At 44.3% G+C, this 19935-nt stretch carries 17 protein-coding genes; 7 read left to right on the top strand and 10 right to left on the bottom strand.

Going from position 1 to position 19935, the window contains the following annotated elements; genetic code table 11:
- From B3R91_RS13490 to B3R91_RS13475, 4 genes are all read left to right on the top strand, one after another.
- Nucleotides 1–326, top strand: a 326-nt coding sequence (locus B3R91_RS13490; protein ID WP_286798181.1) for an RNA-guided endonuclease InsQ/TnpB family protein, incomplete at its 5' end; no start/stop codon positions are given.
- Between the two features lie 160 nt (nt 327–486).
- Nucleotides 487–1554, top strand: a complete 1068-nt coding sequence (gene cobT, locus B3R91_RS13485) for a nicotinate-nucleotide--dimethylbenzimidazole phosphoribosyltransferase (RefSeq protein WP_286798180.1) — start codon at nt 487–489, stop codon at nt 1552–1554.
- A complete protein-coding gene (cobS, locus tag B3R91_RS13480; protein WP_286798179.1) occupies nt 1554–2453 on the top strand; it encodes an adenosylcobinamide-GDP ribazoletransferase in 900 nt (299 codons plus the stop codon). Before cobT ends, cobS begins: the two co-directional genes overlap by 1 nt.
- 37 nt (nt 2454–2490) lie before the next feature.
- Nucleotides 2491–3087 (top strand): histidine phosphatase family protein, encoded by a 597-nt coding sequence (locus tag B3R91_RS13475; protein ID WP_286798177.1) that lies wholly within the window; start codon nt 2491–2493, stop codon nt 3085–3087.
- Between the two features lie 60 nt (nt 3088–3147).
- Here B3R91_RS13475 and B3R91_RS13470 read toward each other — a convergent pair whose 3' ends face one another.
- The 6 genes from B3R91_RS13470 to ppsA form a co-directional block, all read right to left on the bottom strand.
- Nucleotides 3148–3372: a hypothetical protein gene (locus B3R91_RS13470; protein ID WP_286798175.1), complete on the bottom strand. Its 225-nt coding sequence runs from the start codon at nt 3370–3372 to the stop codon at nt 3148–3150.
- Between the two features lie 258 nt (nt 3373–3630).
- Nucleotides 3631–4140 carry a 50S ribosomal protein L9 gene (gene rplI / locus B3R91_RS13465; protein ID WP_068404825.1) on the bottom strand — a complete coding sequence of 170 codons (510 nt, stop codon included), beginning with the start codon at nt 4138–4140 and terminating at the stop codon, nt 3631–3633.
- 25 nt (nt 4141–4165) lie between these two features.
- Nucleotides 4166–4393: a 30S ribosomal protein S18 gene (rpsR, locus tag B3R91_RS13460; protein ID WP_068404827.1), complete on the bottom strand. Its 228-nt coding sequence runs from the start codon at nt 4391–4393 to the stop codon at nt 4166–4168.
- 16 nt (nt 4394–4409) lie between these two features.
- A complete protein-coding gene (gene rpsF / locus B3R91_RS13455) occupies nt 4410–4808 on the bottom strand; it encodes a 30S ribosomal protein S6 (protein ID WP_286798172.1) in 399 nt (132 codons plus the stop codon).
- A 298-nt stretch (nt 4809–5106) separates the two neighbouring features.
- Complete coding sequence (locus B3R91_RS13450; protein WP_286798171.1) at nt 5107–6093, bottom strand: RDD family protein; 987 nt, start codon at nt 6091–6093, stop codon at nt 5107–5109.
- A gap of 153 nt (nt 6094–6246) precedes the next feature.
- The gene (ppsA, locus tag B3R91_RS13445) at nt 6247–8631 is read right to left on the bottom strand and encodes a phosphoenolpyruvate synthase (RefSeq protein WP_191692359.1); all 2385 of its coding nucleotides are present in this window, start codon (nt 8629–8631) and stop codon (nt 6247–6249) included.
- A 427-nt stretch (nt 8632–9058) separates the two neighbouring features.
- Here ppsA and ppsR point away from each other — a divergent pair, with 427 nt between their 5' ends.
- Together ppsR and sthA are read left to right on the top strand one after the other, a co-directional pair.
- A complete protein-coding gene (ppsR, locus tag B3R91_RS13440) occupies nt 9059–9955 on the top strand; it encodes a posphoenolpyruvate synthetase regulatory kinase/phosphorylase PpsR (RefSeq protein WP_068404832.1) in 897 nt (298 codons plus the stop codon).
- A 189-nt stretch (nt 9956–10144) separates the two neighbouring features.
- Complete coding sequence (sthA, locus tag B3R91_RS13435) at nt 10145–11788, top strand: Si-specific NAD(P)(+) transhydrogenase (protein ID WP_068404833.1); 1644 nt, start codon at nt 10145–10147, stop codon at nt 11786–11788.
- Nucleotides 11789–11898: 110 nt separating this feature from the next.
- Here the strand turns inward: sthA and B3R91_RS13430 are convergent, their stop codons facing one another.
- The 4 genes from B3R91_RS13430 to B3R91_RS13415 all read right to left on the bottom strand — a co-directional run bounded on the left by B3R91_RS13430 (nt 11899) and on the right by B3R91_RS13415 (nt 17619).
- Entirely contained in the window at nt 11899–13059 is a 1161-nt protein-coding gene (locus B3R91_RS13430; RefSeq protein WP_190295553.1) for an ABC transporter permease, read from the bottom strand.
- A gap of 71 nt (nt 13060–13130) precedes the next feature.
- The gene (locus tag B3R91_RS13425; protein ID WP_201591355.1) at nt 13131–14480 is read right to left on the bottom strand and encodes an ABC transporter permease; all 1350 of its coding nucleotides are present in this window, start codon (nt 14478–14480) and stop codon (nt 13131–13133) included.
- Nucleotides 14481–14483: 3 nt separating this feature from the next.
- Nucleotides 14484–15761: an HlyD family secretion protein gene (locus tag B3R91_RS13420; protein WP_286798168.1), complete on the bottom strand. Its 1278-nt coding sequence runs from the start codon at nt 15759–15761 to the stop codon at nt 14484–14486.
- Nucleotides 15762–15867: 106 nt separating this feature from the next.
- Nucleotides 15868–17619 carry a TolC family protein gene (locus B3R91_RS13415; protein ID WP_286798166.1) on the bottom strand — a complete coding sequence of 584 codons (1752 nt, stop codon included), beginning with the start codon at nt 17617–17619 and terminating at the stop codon, nt 15868–15870.
- A gap of 324 nt (nt 17620–17943) precedes the next feature.
- Between B3R91_RS13415 and glpK the strand changes: the two genes are divergently transcribed.
- Nucleotides 17944–19536 (top strand): glycerol kinase GlpK, encoded by a 1593-nt coding sequence (gene glpK / locus B3R91_RS13410; RefSeq protein ID WP_286798165.1) that lies wholly within the window; start codon nt 17944–17946, stop codon nt 19534–19536.
- Nucleotides 19537–19935 lie beyond the last annotated feature (399 nt).

Genomic DNA, 19935 nt, shown 5'->3' with positions numbered 1-19935 from the left:
TGAACAAATCAATTCTTGATCAAGGATGGGGCATGATGATTGATATGCTTGAGTACAAGCAGCACTGGCACGGCGGGTTACTCATCAAGGTAGACCCGCGTTATACAAGCCAAACCTGCTTTGAATGCAAGCATGTTGCAAAAGAAAATAGACAAACTCAGGCTAAATTTGAGTGCGTTGAATGTGGTTATATTGCGAATGCAGATGTTAATGCAGCTCGTAATATTCTTGCGGCAGGACATGCCGTTTTGTCTGTGGAGGGAGGATGCAGTAAAGGTCGCCCGTTGAAGCAGAAAACTTGCGACGGTCGTGAGAAAGTCGCCTAAGAGCTTTTGCTTTTAGAATCCCCCGCTTGAGCTTGTCGAAAGTGGCGGGAGTATGTCAACCTACTAGGGAGTCTATTCGGCTCTCATTTGATTTTATTCGTGGTAAAGCTGAGATACTCTGCTAGTATGTGGGTTTTGTTTTAATTGTATAAATACGAGGGTGGTTTGCTTGAACACATTTATAGCACCAACGATTGCAAACATAGAAAATAACGAGCTGTACCAACAATTGCAGCAAATCGTTGACCAAAAAACCAAGCCACTGGGCGCCCTTGGACGTTTAGAAACGCTCGCGATGCATTTGGGCATGATTCAAGGTACGACCACACCGCAAATTACGCAACCACAAATTCGGGTATTTGCTGCCGACCATGGTCTAACCAAACATGGTACCTCAGCATATCCTAGCGCGGTGACGGCGCAGATGGTGTATAACTTTTTGCAAGGCGGTGCTGCTATCAATGTTTTAGCGCGTCAGCATCATATGGAGCTAAAAGTAGTCGATGCTGGTGTCGATGCCGACTTTTCCAATTCTCCTTTTAAAGACTACGCGCAACTGCTTGATTATAAAGTGCGTCATGGAAGCCGCGACGCGTTAACAGAACCTGCCATGACAGCAGAAGAGTGCTTAGCCGCATTAGAAAATGGTATGGACGTAGTCAAGAATATGGCGGGCAATTTATTGATTGTCGGTGAAATGGGAATTGGTAACACATCCGCCGCCAGTTTATTACTGGCAAAATTGGGCGATATACCGATTAATGCTTGTATCGGTCGCGGCACTGGTCTCGGCGATGCAGGATTAAAGCACAAGGCAAGTATTTTAACTCAAGTATTAGCGCGGCACAGTGAAGCGCAAACGCCATTCGACATACTTGCGGCATTAGGCGGGCTTGAGATTGCGATGATGGCAGGGGCGCTGATGCAAGCAGCCAGTGAGCGCCGTATTCTTCTTATCGACGGTTTTATTGCCAGCAGCGCGTTGTTGGCGGCTGAGCGCTTAGCGCCCGGTGTTGCTCAATATGCTGTCTTTGCTCATCATTCGGTCGAGCCGGGACATACGCATTTATTAAAACTGCTCAATGCTGAGCCGTTACTCAATATGGGTATGCGCCTAGGTGAGGGTAGTGGCGCGGCGCTGGCGTATCCATTATTACAGTCGGCTTGTGCGATTATCAATGAGATGGCAAGTTTTAATGATGCTGGTATCAGTGGACAAAATAGCTAATGTCACAATTATCAAAAAAGCCATCAAAACAACCATTAAATCAGACATTGAATCAACCAAACTCATTACCCCAGTCTTCGTCTAAACCAAGTATTAGTCAATTTATAAAGTATGAATGGCGTTTATTGTTAGTAGCAGTACAGTTTTTAACGCGTCTGCCCATACCGCAATTTGCCAATTACAATCCGCAGTGGTTGCACCAGAGCAGCCGTCATTTTCCTGGGGTAGGTCTGCTGGTTGGGCTAATTTGCGCGAGCGTATTTTGGCTAGGCAGCCTTTTATTTACGCCTTTGGTGGCGGCAGTGATAAGTACGGCCTTTGGAATTAGGCTCACTGGCGCTTTTCATGAAGATGGACTTGCGGATAGCTGTGATGGTCTAGGTGGTGGTCTGACTCGCGCGCTTACTTTAACCATTATGAAGGATTCGCGCTTAGGGACTTATGGTGTACTAGGATTGGTCTCGGCGTTACTTATCAAAATCAGCTTATTGGCGTCTATGTCTTTATCAGTGGCTATTGTGGCGCTGATTATTGGACATACGCTCTCACGTTTATTATGTATTAGTTTACTGGCGCTATTGCCTTACGGCGGTGAGATTGAGCATGCTAAAGCCAAACCGATGGCGCAGCAGCTGACGCCATTACAAGGGTTATTGAGCAGTGGTTGGCTCATATTAGCGGGCTTGCTAGTCGTGCTCCTATTTCCAAATGCCGTGCAACAAATTGGTATTTGGCAATGGTCATTGGCTTTATTACTGGGCATCGTAACGACGGACTATATGCGGCGCTTGTTGCGCAGACGTTTAGATGGTTATACCGGTGATGGGTTAGGTGCTACGCAGCAGTTAAGTGAAATCACTATTTATATCGGACTTGCTGCCTCGAACCCTTTTATTTAATGTTAAGCGTACTATTTTAAAAGGATGATGATAGTTAATGGTTTTGTATATTTGGCGCCATCCAAAGCCCATTGCGGCTAATGGCTTTTGTATCGGACAGACTGATATCAGTGTCGATAAACGCAAAATTAAACGCCTTGCTAATAAAATACAGCGCTTCGTGCGTTTTCATCAATTGCCAAAAGTGATTTGGGTCAGCTCACTACAGCGCTCGTTAAAAGTCGGAGAAATATTGGCGCAGCATGGCTTTCTGTATCATGTCGCCCCTGAGCTGGCAGAGATTAATTTTGGTAATTGGGACGGTCAGCCTTGGGCGCAAATTCCCAAACAAGAGATTGATGATTGGTGTGATCATTTTGCAGATTTTGCTCCTAAGGGCGGCGAGAGTCTACAGCAGTTGTTTAATCGTGTAGAAAACTGGTTAAATGAGATGGCTGCGCAAAATAGGGGTCAAAAACCAGTATTAGCAGTCGGTCATGCGGGCTGGATAAATGCTGCCAGTATGATTGCCTCTGGGCAAGAGACACCAAAGATAGCGGCTAATTGGCCACAAGCAGTAAATTATTTACAATACCGTAAACTAGATTTTCAACCAAACAAGCTGACTGTTTATAACAGCCAGCTTCTTGGATGATACTTTTTTAATCTAAATTTTATAATTATTTTTCTTTCATTAATACATCAATAAAAACATCTAATCTATCTTATCAAACCATGCTTTATTGTCTTTAGGGCTCATGGAATCAAAGCTAACATAAATACCTTCATCATCTAAGGTAGCATACCAATGATCAGCATTGTTGTTAGTCAGAATTTGGAAATACTTATCATTCACAATTCTACCGACCCTGTAGGTTTCACCTTGTTTATAAAACTCGTTACCTTGGATGCATATTAATTTGTCATCAGTGTTTATCATATCGTCCCATTTTATCTATGACTAAATACAGCTAGGATAGCAATAGCTCCGATATTATTGAAGACGACTTTATAAGCAGTATTTTATTATTAGGTATAGGTTATACAGGTGTTTTATTAACAGTTATTGCTACAAACTACTATTGTAAGTTTTAATTAGAAAATTAAACATTTAGGGGGTTTTAAGCATAAAAAAAGCCAGTAACATGACGTTACTGGCTTTCTTAGACGAGTAGTAGGTTTACACTACTACCAAAAATTACTCTTCTGAGTAATCTTCGTTGTCGTCTTCAACTTCTTCAGCGGCATCTTCATTGTCGCCATCTTCAGAAAGAATGGTTACTAAGATGCTAGCAGTTACGTCATGGTGTAGTTGAATATCAACATTGTATTCGCCCACTTGACGTAGTGTGCCTTCAGGTAGCTTGATTTCAGCACGGTCAACTTCTAGACCTGAGTTAGTCAATGCTTCAGCGATATCGCGAGTACCGATAGAGCCAAATAGCTTGCCTTCGTCACCTGATTTAGCGCGCATGATAACATTAACGTCCGTTAACGCGTCAGCACGTTCTTGAGCAACCGCTACTTCTTTTGCTTCTTCAGCTTCAAGCTCAGCACGGCGTGCTTCGAACTTTTCAATGTTCGCTTTAGTTGCAGGTAGTGCTTTGCCCTGAGGGATAAGAAAGTTACGTCCGTAACCTGGTTTCACATCGACAGTTTCACCGAGTTTACCAAGGTTGACGATACGCTGTAACAAAATAATTTGCATGAGTCATTCCTAGTTAACGGTTAAATTACTGATGGTTGTCAGTATACGGAAGTAGCGCAAGATAGCGAGCTTGCTTGATAGCAGTGGCTAGCTGACGCTGATATTTAGTAGATGTACCGGTGATGCGGCTTGGTACGATTTTACCATTGTCACTGATGTACTGTTTTAGCAATTCAACATCTTTATAATCGATGTGAGTGATGCCTTCAGCAGTGAAACGGCAGAATTTGCGACGGCGATAGAAACGTGCCATGAGTATTCTCCTTTAATTAGTCTTCACTGTTGTCGTTGTCGTCGTTTTCACGATTGTCTGGACGACGAGTCGTTGCTTTGCGTGCGCGTTTTTCATCGGCATTCTTGGCTAACTGCGACTCTTCAGTGACAGCTTCGTCACGGCGCATAACTAGACTACGAATGATCGCGTCGTTATAACGGAATAATTCTTCAAGTTCAGCCAAAATCTCACCGTCAGTTTCAACGTTGAAAAGAACGTAGTGAGCTTTGTGAATTTTGTTAATTGGGTAAGCCAATTGACGACGACCCCAATCTTCTAGACGATGGATCGTACCGCCGTTGTCTTGAACCAACTTGATATAGCGTTCAACCATGCCGACCACTTGGTCGCTTTGGTCTGGGTGTACAAGTAACACCAGTTCGTAATGTCGCATTATGACTCCTTACGGATTAGTAGCTATTAACCCTATGTTAATAGCAAGGAGATTTATAAGGTAAGCCCAAATCTTATCGAATTTTGCAAAAACAATAGTAATAAGCTTAGTTTATAAAGCGCCGTATTATAACAGTACTCAGCCTTTAACACAAAGGTTAATCACTGAGCGTCTGTCAATAAATAATAAAAGACGTAAATATAAATTCTTCAATAAAAAAGCAGCGTATAAACGCCACTTTTTCATATAACCTTATGATATTTATAACAATCGTTTTTATCATAAACTTATAAACCCATTATTTTGCCTTGGGTTGTTTGACCAATTGGCTATTATCGGCTTTCACTACTAAGGTTTTAGCCAGTTTATCATGCCAACCGATGTTTTCAGGACTTTTTGAGGCCATATAATAATGAACAATAATAACCACAAAACCTAAAAAGCTAGTAAATGAGAATAATAAGTTATAAATAATAAACAGTAGTAGCGTACGCATGCCAATAAGCTTGCTAAAAGAAGGCAAGCGGTGGGTGCTTTGGTCAACGACGCGAATACCGGTAATCAGCTTACCAAGTGATTGTCCACGCAAGGTAATAAATACCAGCTGCAGCGCAAACAAACCAAACACCATCACTTGTGACATCATCAAAGTGCTGCTAGGAATACTTTCCATCAAGGTCATGGAATACTGATACGCGGCATCCATATCTTGGATGTTTTGAAATTTGGTATAGTCCACATCCATTTTGGTTAATGCCATGACCAGCGGTAAAATTGCTAATACATAGAGCAAACCATTGATTGCGGTCGCTAACACCCGCGACATAATCGGCGCAAGGACGACATTACCGACGACTTTATCTTTAGGCGAGGCGGCTTTGACTGTACCAGACTTATTCAATGACACGTTTTTATTGGGTGTATATTGACGATTGGTGGTCATGTCCAGCTTGGTATTTTTAGCGTTCTCTGCTGGGCGTTCAGGCTTACCATACAATCTGTCTAGCGATACCGCTTTGTCATCTTTAGAGGTGCTACTAGCAGAATCTTCTGGGAAGATAGTGACGTTATTGATAATAGAGTCATTATGATCTGCCGACACTATAGGGGCAGGACGATAATAAGTCTGATTATTGGTTAAATTACCAACACGCTGCCACTGATCTAGGCCTTCATGCCACATCAAATCATCTAATACTACTTCACCTGAGGCGAGCATAATATTGAGCTGATCCAACGTGTATGGACCAGCTTGTACGTTATTTCGAGCAAGGAAAATCTGCATAATTGCCTACATAGTTAGTCATATCTTAAGTCACTTTTTCAAGCCACTTTCGCTCATACATTATATTAGGGTCTATTTGAAAAAATCAAATAGACCCTAATGGTAGTATATTAAATGACTCTGTCAATTAACGCTGTGACGTATCGTTACGACTTATTTCGTTTCTTCGCCAGCTAAGAAGAACCAAGTATCTAGCACTGAGTCAGGGTTTAGTGACACTGAGTTGATGCCTTGTTCCATGAGCCAAAAAGCAAGATCTGGATGATCTGATGGACCTTGACCGCAAATACCAATGTATTTGCCTGCTTTGTTACAAGCTTCAATCGCCATAGATAATAGCTTCTTAACCGCGGGATCACGCTCATCAAATAGATGTGAGACGATACCTGAGTCACGGTCAAGACCTAGCGTTAACTGAGTCAAGTCGTTTGAACCGATTGAGAAACCATCGAAGTGCTCTAGGAAATCTTCTGCTAATAGCGCGTTGGTTGGTAGCTCACACATCATGATGACGCGCAGACCATTTTCGCCACGTTTTAGACCGTTTTTCGCAAGTAGCTCGATGACCTCTTTTGCTTCGCCAACGGTACGAACGAATGGAATCATAATCTCAACGTTGGTCAAGCCCATCTCATCACGGACGCGTTTTAGTGCTTTACACTCAAGCTCGAAGCAGTCACGGAAGTTGTCAGACACATAGCGACTGGCACCGCGGAAACCTAGCATTGGGTTTTCTTCTGATGGCTCGTATAATTTACCACCAAGCAAGTTGGCATATTCGTTTGATTTAAAATCAGACATACGCACGATAACTGGCTGATCCATAAAGGCAACGGCTAGGGTTGAGATACCTTCGACCAATTTATCGACATAGAAATCGACTGGTGAGGCATAACCGGCGATACGCTCATTGATCGCTTGGGCGATTTCACGTGGCAAGCTGTTCATATTTAGTAGCGCTTTTGGATGCACACCAATCATACGGTTGATGATGAACTCTAAACGCGCAAGACCGATACCTTCGTTTGGCATTTGGGTAAATGAGAAGGCACGATCTGGGTTACCCACGTTCATCATGACTTTGAATGCAAGCTCTGGCATAGATTCAACAGAGTTGGTCTGTACTTCAAAATCAATCTGACCTTCATAGATAAAGCCAGTATCACCTTCAGCACAAGAAACAGTGACGTCTTGACCATCAACCAATAATTCAGTGGCATTACCACAGCCAACGATAGCTGGAACGCCAAGCTCACGAGCAATAATAGCCGCGTGACAAGTACGACCACCACGGTTGGTGATAATCGCAGAAGCACGCTTCATGACGGGCTCCCAATCCGGATCGGTCATGTCTGATACTAAGACGTCGCCGTCTTGAACTTTGTCCATCTCGTTTAAATTGCTAACGATACGTACTTTACCAGCGCCGATGCGTTGACCGATTGAACGACCTTCACATAGAATTTTAGCATCGCCAGTATTGATGATATAACGCTCCATGACGTTGCTGTCTTGGCGGCTCTTAACGGTTTCTGGACGTGCTTGGACGATAAAGATTTCACCGCTGTCGCCGTCTTTTGCCCACTCGATATCCATCGCTTGACCATAATGCTTTTCAATAGTCATGGCTTGTTTGGCAAGTGAGTTTAGCTCTTCAGTGGTTAAAGAGAACTGCATGCGGTCTTGTTTTTCGACATCGACGGTTTTGACAGACTTAGTGGTGCTACCTTCATCACCATAAATCATTTTCTTATGTTTGCTGCCTAGATTACGGCGAATGACCGCAGGCTTGCCATTTTCAAGCAATTTTTTGGAGATGTAGAATTCGTCAGGGTTGACTGCACCTTGCACAACCATTTCACCTAGTCCGTAGCTTGAGGTGATAAAGACCACTTGATCAAAGCCACTTTCCGTATCTAGGGTGAACATCACGCCAGCAGCGCCAGTTTCTGAACGTACCATGCGCTGTACAGCAGCAGATAGGGCAACGCCTTCGTGCTCAAAACCTTTATGCACACGATAAGAAATCGCGCGATCATTATATAAAGAGGCGAATACTTCTTTAATAGCAATCAGGACGTTATCAATGCCGCGAATGTTCAAGAAAGTTTCTTGTTGACCGGCAAATGACGCATCTGGCAAATCTTCAGCCGTGGCAGAAGAACGTACCGCAACCGCGATGTCTTCGCCGCCACTCATGGTTTCAAACGACTGGCGCACTTCTTGCTCAAGGTCGCTTGGCAGCTCTTGCTCAATAATCCAAGTACGGATTTTTTTACCAGTCTCAGCAAGCTTATTAACATCATTCACATCAAGCGTTTTAAGCTCGTTGTTGATTTTGTCAAGTAAGCCTGTTTCTGTCAAAAAGCGATTGAACGCATTTGAAGTGGTCGCAAAGCCACCTGGAACGCTGACACCCAAATCAGATAAATGGCTGATCATCTCGCCAAGCGAGGCATTCTTGCCGCCAACCATCTCAATGTCATCTTTTCCTAGCTGATCAAGATTGATTACAAGTGCTGTAGATTGCGCTGCCATGATAACTCCAGAAAATAAGGTTATTTAGTAAAGATTATAACGGTCGATTATACCCCTATATTTGGGTAATTTCGATACCTAGAACCAAATAAATCGTCAAAAATATACAAATTGTGGCGTTTGTTACATATTTGCGCGGTCAAAACCCAATATTTGGTTGTTAGAATATAATAAAGAGTAAAATATAACTGGTTTTTAGAGAAAAAATTTGCTGATAAGAAACCTTCCTTTATAGCAATGCTATGGATGCATAAATACTCTTAATAGATATCCTTATTACATCGTACTTACTAAGTGTACGCCTGTAACATTGATTTCTATTAGACAGCTATTGTGCGTATAATATAGGGCACAAGAAACTAACCGCTACAGATTTTCTGCGCTAAATAAAAGCGCCTATTGAGATCTTAACCAAGGTGTTCACGTTATGTTTGTAAATAATCCGCCAGAAGCCGCCAAGCCGACCATTCAAAACAAACAAGCGTTGCAAGTAGATAACGACCAAAATATCAGAACGGCGTTTTTTATCTCTGATGGGACGGCGATTACCGCAGAAACCCTTGGACGCGCCATTTTAAGTCAATTTGCCTCTGTGCCTTTTGAAACTCGGGTGTTGCCTTATGTTGATAGCTTAGAGCGCGCCGAAGAGGCGGTCGAACAAATCAATATGGCCTATCAGCGCGACGGTTTGCTGCCCTTGGTGTTCGATACGATTGTTAGCCCTGAAATTCGTGAAAAAATTAACTCAGCGCATAGCTGTAATTTGGATATGTATGAAGGGTTAATCGGCCGAGTCGCAGAAGAGACGGGCGTCGAGCCGGACGCGCATTCGGGTCATGCCCACGATAATGTCGATTCTGAAACTTATAAAGAACGTATCGATGCCGTGCATTTTGCGCTAGATAACGATGATGGCGCACGTACTCGTCATTATCATGCCGCGGATATTATTCTTATCGGCGTTTCGCGTTCTGGTAAAACCCCAACCTCACTGTATTTGGCGCTACAATTTGGTATTCGAGCGGCAAACTATCCGTTAACCGAAGAAGATTTAAACGACAATCAATTGCCAAAAGCCTTACGTGAGCATAAGCACAAGTTATTTGGCTTGTTAATCGATACCGATCGCTTAGTAAAAATCCGCCAAGAACGCCGCGCGGGCAGCCGTTATTCTAGCTATCAGCAATGTCAGCAAGAACAGCGCGCCATACAGGGCATTTATATCTCGCAAGGGATTCCGAGTCTTGATGTCTCTGAGATGTCTGTTGAAGAGATTGCCACACGTATCTTGCAGATGACGGGACTTAAACGCCGTATCGGCTAAAGGGATTAAGCAACAGCGTATAACGAATAACGGCTATGGCGATAACGTAACTGTCGCCAATATTGCAAAATATCCTATCAGCACGTATGGTAGGCACGCTTTAGCGCTATGGGTCTAACTTGATCGTTACTTGTAGACATTCATAGTCTAAAAAACACACAGATTTATAAATTAATAAAAGAGGATACGATGGGAAGCAAACCGATAAGCGACGCGACCAATGACACGGGTAAAGACATTCATACCGAAGTGTCTAATAAAGAAAGCGGCCGCGCGCCGAACCCTGAGCATACTGAAGGCAAAACTAAAAAAGCAAAAATTGAGCAAACCCATGAGCAAGTCACTGAAGATATCATGCATCACCCTGATTTGGTCAATCCGCTTGATGATATCCGCATCGATATTAAAACTCCTTTTACTAAAGACTCGCAGCGCATCAAAGGCGATAAGCATAAGTATGAATATGACGCCGTTGTCCTAGGCGCAGGGCCTGCTGGTGAAGCGGCGGCGATGAAGCTGACGAAGGCTGGCAAAAAAGTTGCGGTGATTGATCCGCGTGAACAGGTTGGTGGTAACTCGACCCATGTGGGCACGATTCCAAGTAAAGCCTTGCGTCAATCGGTCTTTAACTTGATTAACTTTCGCCGCGATCCTATGTTTACCAAGGCGATGGAGTATCAGCAAGTGCCCCTAAACCGCGTGCTCGCTAATGCGCGCCGCGTCATCCGTAATCAAGTAAGCACCCACACCCGTTTTTATGAGCGCAACCGTATTGATGTGATTCATGGTTGGGCAAGCTTTGTTGATGCGCATACTTTAAGTGTCGAAAAGGACGACGGCGTCTTTGAAACCGTGACCTTTAATAAAGCCATTATTACCGTTGGTAGTCGTCCTTATCGTCCTGATATTTTAGACTTTGACCATCCGCGTGTGTTTGACTCTGATAAAATCTTGCAAATGGATTATGTGGTCAAAAAAATCATCATTTATGGCGCAGGCGTTATTGGTTGTGAGTATGCCTCAATCTTTACTGGTCTTGGCTATAAAGTTGACTTAATTAATAACCAAAATCAATTGCTCAATTATCTAGACAGCGAAATTAGTGATGCCATCGCTCATGACTTTAGACAGTTTGGCGTCTTGATTCGTAGCAATGAAGAGATTGACCACCTTGAAACTCACGATGATTACGTGGTCTTGCATCTAAAAAGCGGTAAGCGCATCAAATCAGATGCCATTCTTTGGTCAAATGGGCGTTCGGGTAACACAGAGGGCTTAAACTTAGAGGCCATTGGGCTGGAAGCCAATAGTCGTGGTCAGCTAAAAGTGGATGATACCTATTGTACCGGCGTCGAAAATATCTATGCCGCTGGTGACGTCATTGGCTGGCCCTCATTGGCATCAGCGGCCTACGATCAAGGACGCTGTGCGGCGGCGTTTATGGTTGGCGATAGCGATGCCGAGCCAGTATCAAGCGTGCCAACAGGTATCTATACCATCCCTGAGATTTCTTGTATCGGTAAAACTGAGCAAGAGCTGACCGATGAAAAAGTCCCTTATGAAGTCGGGCAGGCGTTCTTTAAACATCTGGCACGGGCGCAAATCATTGGTGAGCGTTCGGGCGTGTTAAAGATTTTGTTCCACCGTGAGACGCTTGAGATTTTAGGCATTCATTGCTATGGCAATCATGCCTCAGAGATTATTCACATTGGTCAGGCGGTCATGAAATGCAACAATACTCTTGAGTATTTTGTGAACACAACTTTTAACTATCCAACGATGGCAGAAGCCTATCGCGTCGCCGCTCTCAATGGTTTAAATCGCGTTTTTTAAACCAAACACCATCAAGTCAAATAAATAAAAAAGCGCCTGCTTCTTGAGTAGGCGCTTTTTTGAGGTATTTTTTATAGCATAAATGCCAATACTATCCATATATTTTTATGCTAAAAAGCGGTTTTGCTTTGGCTGGTACGCCAGCGGAAAAGTAGCAGTAATAAAAAGTAAAACGCCCACAATCCTGCCAATGCATAAAAGCCAGTTGCGACTTGCGCCACACTCGCGCCCATTTGATTGAGCTGAACAGAGGTATTGATACCAGGCGTCGTCGGTATGACCCAGCGAATGATTTGTAAAAATTCTGGTAATTGATTGGCAGGCCATGGATATCCGCTGACAAAAAACATCGGTAGCGAGCTAAAAATCAAGATTTGAATACTGCGCTCACGCTGACGGAACCAGAGCCCAAACACACAGCCAAGCGTGGCGACTGTCGGGCAAAACAGCAGCAGAAATAACAAGCTGCCAAGCATGTTTTGACCACGTGGATAATGGTGCAGCTCAAAGGTCCAACCATAATAAAAGCAGCCGATGATAAAGCTAAACATACTAAGCGCTGCAATACGGCCAAGCCAGCCGCGAATACTGGCAGTATGACGACGCTGCTCATACCAGGTGCCAATTAACATCGCTGTCGACATCAACAGGGTTTGTTGCAGAATAAGAATAGCGACTGCTGGCACCACATAAGCGCCATAGCCTTCGGTTTGATTGTACAAAGGGATGATTCTTAACGGTACCGCTTGGGTATTTGCCGCTGCGGTTGCAGAATACGCCCCTTGCGCCACGCTTTTTTTAATCTCAACGCCCGCTGAAACCGTACTGACCGCCTGCAAAAAACCCATTTGAACGTTTTTATTTAACAGAAAATAACCCCCATTGCCTAATACGCTGACGCTCGCTGCTTTGCCAGATAGGACTTGCTGCTCAAGTCCGCTTGGAATAATCATATATCCAGCGATGTCATCGGACCATATCGCTTCTTGAGCGTCTTGCTCATTTAAAAAACGCTTGGTATCGAGCTGCGGGCTGGCACTGGCATAACGAACGATGGTTTGAGACAGATTAGTATTGTCTTGATCGACAATACCAACGGGCACATGGTTGACCACTTCGGTTGAATAGGGCCAAGGATAAAAGAAGCCATAAATAATTGGCGCAATCATGAGCAGTAGTAGCACGCCTTTATCAGAAAAGACGTCTTTGATAGTTTGCAAAAAACTGCCGAAAAAGCTTTGCGCTGGCGAATGACTTTTTGCCTCTAACATAGCACTAGAAGGCTGATTTTTTGTTGCTATGAGGTTTTCTTGAGATAAAGGTTCTTTTGGTGTCATAACCATTAGCGGGCTCCCCAGCGTTCAGGATGTGCGAGCGCGCGCTTGCTCAATAAGGCGGCTAAAAACATAGTGACAATCGTTGCAAGCGTCAGTCCATAGACGATGGGTAATGAGATGGCAACCGGCGCTTGCATTTGTAATTGCGCTATATGCAGCTTAAGGTAATGGGTCAGTGGTAGGGCATCCGACCAATGCTGAGCGTTTTTACTGATGGCGATATAGGGAAATGTTACCCCAGCAAAGGCATAAGAAGGCGCTGAGATAAATCCGGTTGACGATAAACCCATGCGTAACGAAAATGAGGTTAAGGTAAATATCGCACCCAGCCAAAATGACAACATCATTAGCAATACAAGGCCGATATAAGTCGCAATGATTGAGCTGATAGCAACCGCTTGCTGCGGCGTGGCGAGCCATAACGCTAAAACTGACCATAAGCTATAAGCCAGCATGGGCCAAAAGTACTTACCCAATAAACCAAAAAGCAAAACTGATACACTAGCTTTTCTTGGCGTAGTATCTTCAATGAGTGTTTGATTATCTTCAGTTAAGACTGAAACGGCCGTGGTCTGACGGTCTTTATTTTGGCTACCTTGAATCTCATTGTCTTTAATAGTGGTTAAATCAGGCTGACCACCATTAACAAAGTCATACCAAATACCGATTTTCTTATCGCGCAATTCACGCCCAATGGTCGTCGCGCCAATGACCATGGCTAAAATATGCAGCAGTGCTGGGATAACGGTTGATGCTAAAAACTGTTGATAGTCGGTTGCTGCGTTAAACAAACTGATGCGTTGAATACCAATGGGAGAGTAAGCAATCGCCGCTTGTGATGGGGCCATGCCTTTTTTGACTAAACGCTGTATTTCAACGCCTGCCGATAGTGTACCAGTCACCGATTGGACACTGGTTTGGATGATGCCGGAATGAGTACCGTATTGGGCATTTACTTGCAATACAATCGGCGCCGGTTTACTCGATGAGATATTGCGCGAGAAATCCTCTGGAATAATAACCACCGCATAGATATCACGTTGCAGGAGCGCTGCTTCTACTGCTGCTGGCGAGTGATAAAGCTGTCTGACCGTCAGGTTTGGGTTGGCTTCCAAATAACGCACCGCAGTATTGGCAACAGGGCCACGATCGTTATCCACGACGCCGATGGGCAAGTCGGTGATTTGTATCTGTGAAAAAATCCACCAAATCAAGAGCACGGTCGCAAGCGGTATCCAGACCACCATGCTCAAATCCCACGGGTTTTTGGCTAAAAACCGGCGCTCGTAGCCAGCACTACGTATAAAGGCGCCGATTAATCCGCCGCGTTGCCCGTTTTGCTCAGTCAGGCGCATGGTTTACTCTTTGGTCTGATTGGCAAGGGCTGGATTGATATTGACAACCACGCTCATCCCCGAGCGGATACGTCTATCAGGAGCAGATGGTCGCGCTTTAACTTCAAAGGTGCGCACATCAAAGCCATCGTTGTTGTTGGTCGGACGCCAAGTAGCAAAGTCAGATAAGGTTGAGGTTGCATAAACGGTAAACTGCTTGGTATAAGGCTTTTCAGGCGAGGATAAAGCAGGAATCGTACCCATAAAACGCTGCCCTATGGCAAACTGGTTTAGGTAGGTTTCAGTGACGTTCAGTACTACCCATTGATCGTCGGTATTAACCAAAGTTAGGATAGGCACACCTTGCCCAATGACTTCGCCCGCGTTGACGATGACATTATCCACGATACCGGCAATCGGACTTTTTAGATTGGCTTCTTCTTTAGCGACCAATGCTTCTTCTAGTTGCGCATCGACTTGGGCAACTTGGGCGGTTGCGGCAGATTTATCCTCACTGCGAGCGCCTTCTTTTGCCAAATCATACTGCAAGCGCGCCGCTTCTGTCTTATCTTGAGTCGCTAGATACTGCGCATAAGCTTCATCGCGCTTTTGCCGTGCCATCAGACCTTCTTCATAAAGACGATTGACGCGCTGATAAGTATTTTCTGCCAAATCAGACGCCGCTTTATTGGCTTGCCAAGCCGCTTTTGCTTGGGCAATTTCTTGTGGGCGGGCGCCGTTTTCTGCTTTATCAAGCTGGCTTTGCGCCATTTGCTTGCCAGCGCGCGCCTGATTGATTTTAGCGTTAATTTCAGGTGAGTCCATTTCAATAAGCTGCTGACCGACTGTCACCGCATCGCCTTCTGTGACCATGATTTGTGCAATACGCCCCGGCACTTTTGCCGCAATAGACGTTTGCTGCATTTGCATTTGACCTTGTAAGGTGATGACTTCAGGCGCATTGTGTTGATTGCTTTTATACAAACCATAAGCAATTGCCCCTAATATAAGCAGCACAAGAAGTACCAAAATCGCCTTTTTAATACCGACAGATTTATCCGCGTTTGCAGGCTCGCGTTTATAAGGCGGCACCGCTTGTTCTTGGTCACTATCAGTGCTGTCGATTCTATTAGTGCTATCGACGCTATCAGCACTATCAAAGACGGCTTCAGTCGGTTTAGTACCATTAATCGCATCAGCATCAACGGGCGTTTGCTCATGATGACTGCGGTTTGTTTCAGTAGCTTGGTCTGTAGCAGGTAGTTTTCGTGAGTCGCCTGATTCGTTATTAGATTCAGTCATGACAGTGAGATTCCTAAAGCGATAAAGTCGATAATAAGCAGAGTAGTGTTGGCGTTATTTAATCTTAGCAATTCATATGATTATTGAATACGGTTTACTAAATAAGCTACTTGTCATATAGGGTTGGTAGACGAATATCAGCGGCGTTCAAGTAAGCATTAAAAGCAAGCGGCGTACCGCAGCTTTGCATCAAGGCGGCAAGCGACTGGACATAAGTATTTGCTGCTTGCGCTTGCTCGGTGCGCGCTTTGAGGTATTGTGTCTGAGCTTGTACCACATCGATGGGCGTATTCAGGCCTTCTTGTAGCCCAAGTTGACGTAAGCGCAATACTTCTGCTGCCAAATCCACATTACTTTGCAAGGCTTGATAGCGTGATTGGGCGTTATTGACATCGTGCCAGTTTTTTTCGACGAGCAATAATAAATTGTCACTGACTTCTATCTCTGACAAATCTGCTTGGCGTATTTTGGCGTTACTGGAAGCTAAAGACGCCTTTTTATCTAGCCCGCCCCAAAGCTTCCAGCTGGCTGAAATACCAGCGACCCAACTGGGGTCTTTTTCAACTTGGCTATAGCCATAAAGCATGACCGTAGGTTTGTAACCCGTATCAGATAGCGCATGCAGCTGCTGCGCTTGCGCTCGTTTGGCGGCAACTTTTTGCAAACCTGGATGATTATTCAGTGCTAAGTCTTGAAAGTAATTCACATCAGGCAGAGGACGGCTTGAGACAAATAAAGGCGTGCTGGGTTTGATACGATAATCGGTACGCAATAGACGCTGCAGCGCCATCATTGTCAGACGCGCATCATTATTAGCATTGACCGATTCGCTTTTTGCATCGGCAAGCGCCGACTGGGCTTCTAAGCGATCGACACGGGAGATAAAGCCTTCTTCAAGCAGACGCTGCGCCATATGGTCAACTTGCTGCACCGTATCATAAGCATCGTCACGTAAATAAGCGGCAATAATCGCCAACTGTGCCTTAAAATAACGCTCAACTAAGGTGTTATACAGCTCGTTGGTATCTAGTATGCTATCAGCAACGGCTTCTTGGGTGCGAGCAGTGGAAGCGCCTGTCAATGCCGCTGTGCGTCCAGCGGTATAAATAGGCCATACCACGCCAAGGCCTGCGCCCGTCGTTGAACCCGAACGTTTCAAATCGTAAGTATCTGGGATACGGTCACCGACCAATTCACCAAAGTCTGGCAAATTTTCTATGTCTATCGGCGGGTTGATACCATCAATACTACTATTCACATCGTTGATAATACCGTTTTTAATTGACGATAAATCAACATCGGCGTCCAAGTTATAAGCAGTGGCGGAGGCGCGCGCAAATACTAACGGGTGGTCGATGGTTTTTAAGGCATCGGTTTCATATTCACTGGCAGCAATCGCGGCTTGATTGGCGGCGATTTTTGGTGAAACTTGCAATAAAATATTTTGCGCTTGCTCAAGACTAAGCAGACTCGATACTTCTAAAGGATAGCTATTTTCAATGCTTTTATGGGTAATAGGATCGATAAGGGTGGTTAAATGACCATTTGACTCAGCTTTAACTGGCTGTGTTTCTATCGGCGCGGCTTTATTTTTTATGATGCTTTTTTGCGCAAGGTTTTTATCAGTTTGAGTGTGAGTTATTTGAGTGCCGTTTTCTTGAACACTGTTTTTAATACCACTACTGTCTTGCATGCTGCTTGGCGTATCCGCGTCAACAATTTGCGTCACGACAACGGGCGCTACTTCATTTTGGGGCGTGTTAATATCATCATTGGCGTTTGCGGAGTGAGACGCGGCTAAGCCCATGAGCGTAACCGTCATCACAGCAGTAGACAGAGTCGATAAAGCAAATTTCATAAGTCACATAAGCCATTAATTAGAATGCAAAGTGTTTAAAGCGCAAAATTTCTAGTAGGTAGTCAAACAGGGCAATATTATAGACCATTAATAGAAAGCAAAAATTGGTTATTCATAACAAAGCGTACACTGTAGTGGCACAATGGTGACGGGTCAATGCTCACTATTCGCTTATTTTGCGTTGAATGGACACCAGTTTTATGTTAAGTGTCTAGCTTCAAGATAGATAATGGCATTATTTATGAATTGGTTTATAAATCAGTGATAAAACCAGATAAAAATTAGCCGATAAAAAATAACATTATATAAAATAGGATGCGAGTAATGGCAGGATATATTTTAGCGCTAGATCAAGGTACGACGTCGAGCCGCGCAATATTGTATGACGACCATGCCCGCCCGATTAAAATGGCCCAGCAGCCGACAACCTTAAAGACGCCGCAAGCAGGTTTTGTCGAGCAAGATGCGCAGCAGATTTGGCAGACACAGATTAGCTGTGCCCATGATGTGATTAATCAGGCCGGGTTGCTTGCGACCGATGTTACCAGTATTGCAATTACCAATCAGCGTGAGTCTATCGTGATGTGGGATAAGCAAACGGGCAAACCTTTAGCGCCTGCCATTATTTGGCAAGATCGCCGTACCGCCAGTTATTGCAAAACGCTTGCTGCAGAAAGCACGAGCGGTAAGACTGATGATAAGCATGTTGATATGGCAAGCGAGATACAACGTATCACAGGCTTACGCTTAGACCCATATTTTAGCGCCAGTAAAATCGCGTGGTTGTTAGAAAATGATCCTAAATTAAGAGTACGCGCCAATAAAGGGGAGATTGCTGTCGGTACCATAGACAGCTGGCTTATCTATAAATTAACCGGCGGCGAACACGTCATCGATGTGACCAATGCCTGTCGTACTTTATTATATGATATCCATAAGCTGGCATGGTCGGAGGAGCTATGTACCTGCTTTGGGATACCGATGAACATATTGCCCAAGGTACTACCGTCTGATGGCGATTTTGGTAAAACCAAAAAAGGACTGTTCGCTAAACAAATTCCCATTCAGGCGGTATTAGGTGACCAGCAAGCGGCGCTGTTTGGGCAAGGTTGCCTCAATGCAGGCATGGCAAAAAATACCTATGGCACCGGCTGTTTTATGCTGATGAATATTGGTAAAGAGCCGAAACTGAGCGAGCATAAGTTACTGACGACCATTGCTTGGCAACGCAAATCAACGCCAACCCGCCCAGACAATCTATCCTTTGATCAAATTGTGCAGTCTGGCAGACGCTTGCTACAGCCGCCCAAAAGAGAAGTCACTTATGCCTTAGAGGGCAGTGTTTTTATGGCGGGCGCTATCGTGCAGTGGTTGCGTGACAATCTTGGCATGATTCAACAAAGCAGTGAGGTTGAGCATTTAGCGCGGCAGGTAGATAGTAGTGAGGAGGTGGTATTACTGCCAGCATTTACAGGGCTTGCGGCGCCATATTGGCGCTCAGATATCAATGCCAGTATTACTGGTATGAGCCGCGGCACAACCAAAGCCCATATTGCACGCGCGGCTCTCGAGGCCATTGCTTATCAAACTTACGATGTGCTGATTGCCATGCAAAAAGACAGCCCGCACCCTTTGACTGAATTAAGAGTAGATGGTGGTGCGGCGAATAACGACTTGCTCATGCAGTTTCAAGCCGACTTGTTAGGCGTACCGGTGCTACGCCCTAAAGACACAGAGATTACCGCTAAAGGTGCAGCTTTATTAGCGGGATTAAAAACCGGTCTATACGATGAGACTACGATACAAGCCTCGTGGCAGATTGATCGCATCTTTGAGCCTGAGATGTCTGCAGATAGGCGTGAACAGCATCTTGATAAGTGGCAACAAGCGATTGATAGAGCGCTAAAAGTCTTATAAATATTTAAATGAAAAATTAAGGCATTAGTGAATAGACGCTTATAAATTACTCAAAATACTCTGCTGCCCTACAAAATAGTGATAAAGATACAGGCTGTAACGCAAGGCAATCGTAATTTGGACATAGTTTACATAATCTGTGTATCGGTCATTATCCATAAGTTCCTATACTTTAGATGAATCAAGCAATACTGCTGATTTATAAGAGGTAATTTTTAGCAATTATTTTTATTGGTTAATTCTAATATTGCATAGTTTGTTAAATTTAACGCTTTATAAATGAGTGAACAATAAATCTAATATATAACAAATAATTTAAGGATAATATTATGAATAACGATGGACGTATTACCGACCCTAATAACCGCGTAGTGAATGATGATTATGTTGAAGTGGGCG

This window comes from Psychrobacter sp. UBA6291 (genome assembly GCF_002439405.1).
Lineage (GTDB): Bacteria > Pseudomonadota > Gammaproteobacteria > Pseudomonadales > Moraxellaceae > Psychrobacter > Psychrobacter faecalis.
This window is presented reverse-complemented; position numbering and strand designations above follow the sequence as displayed.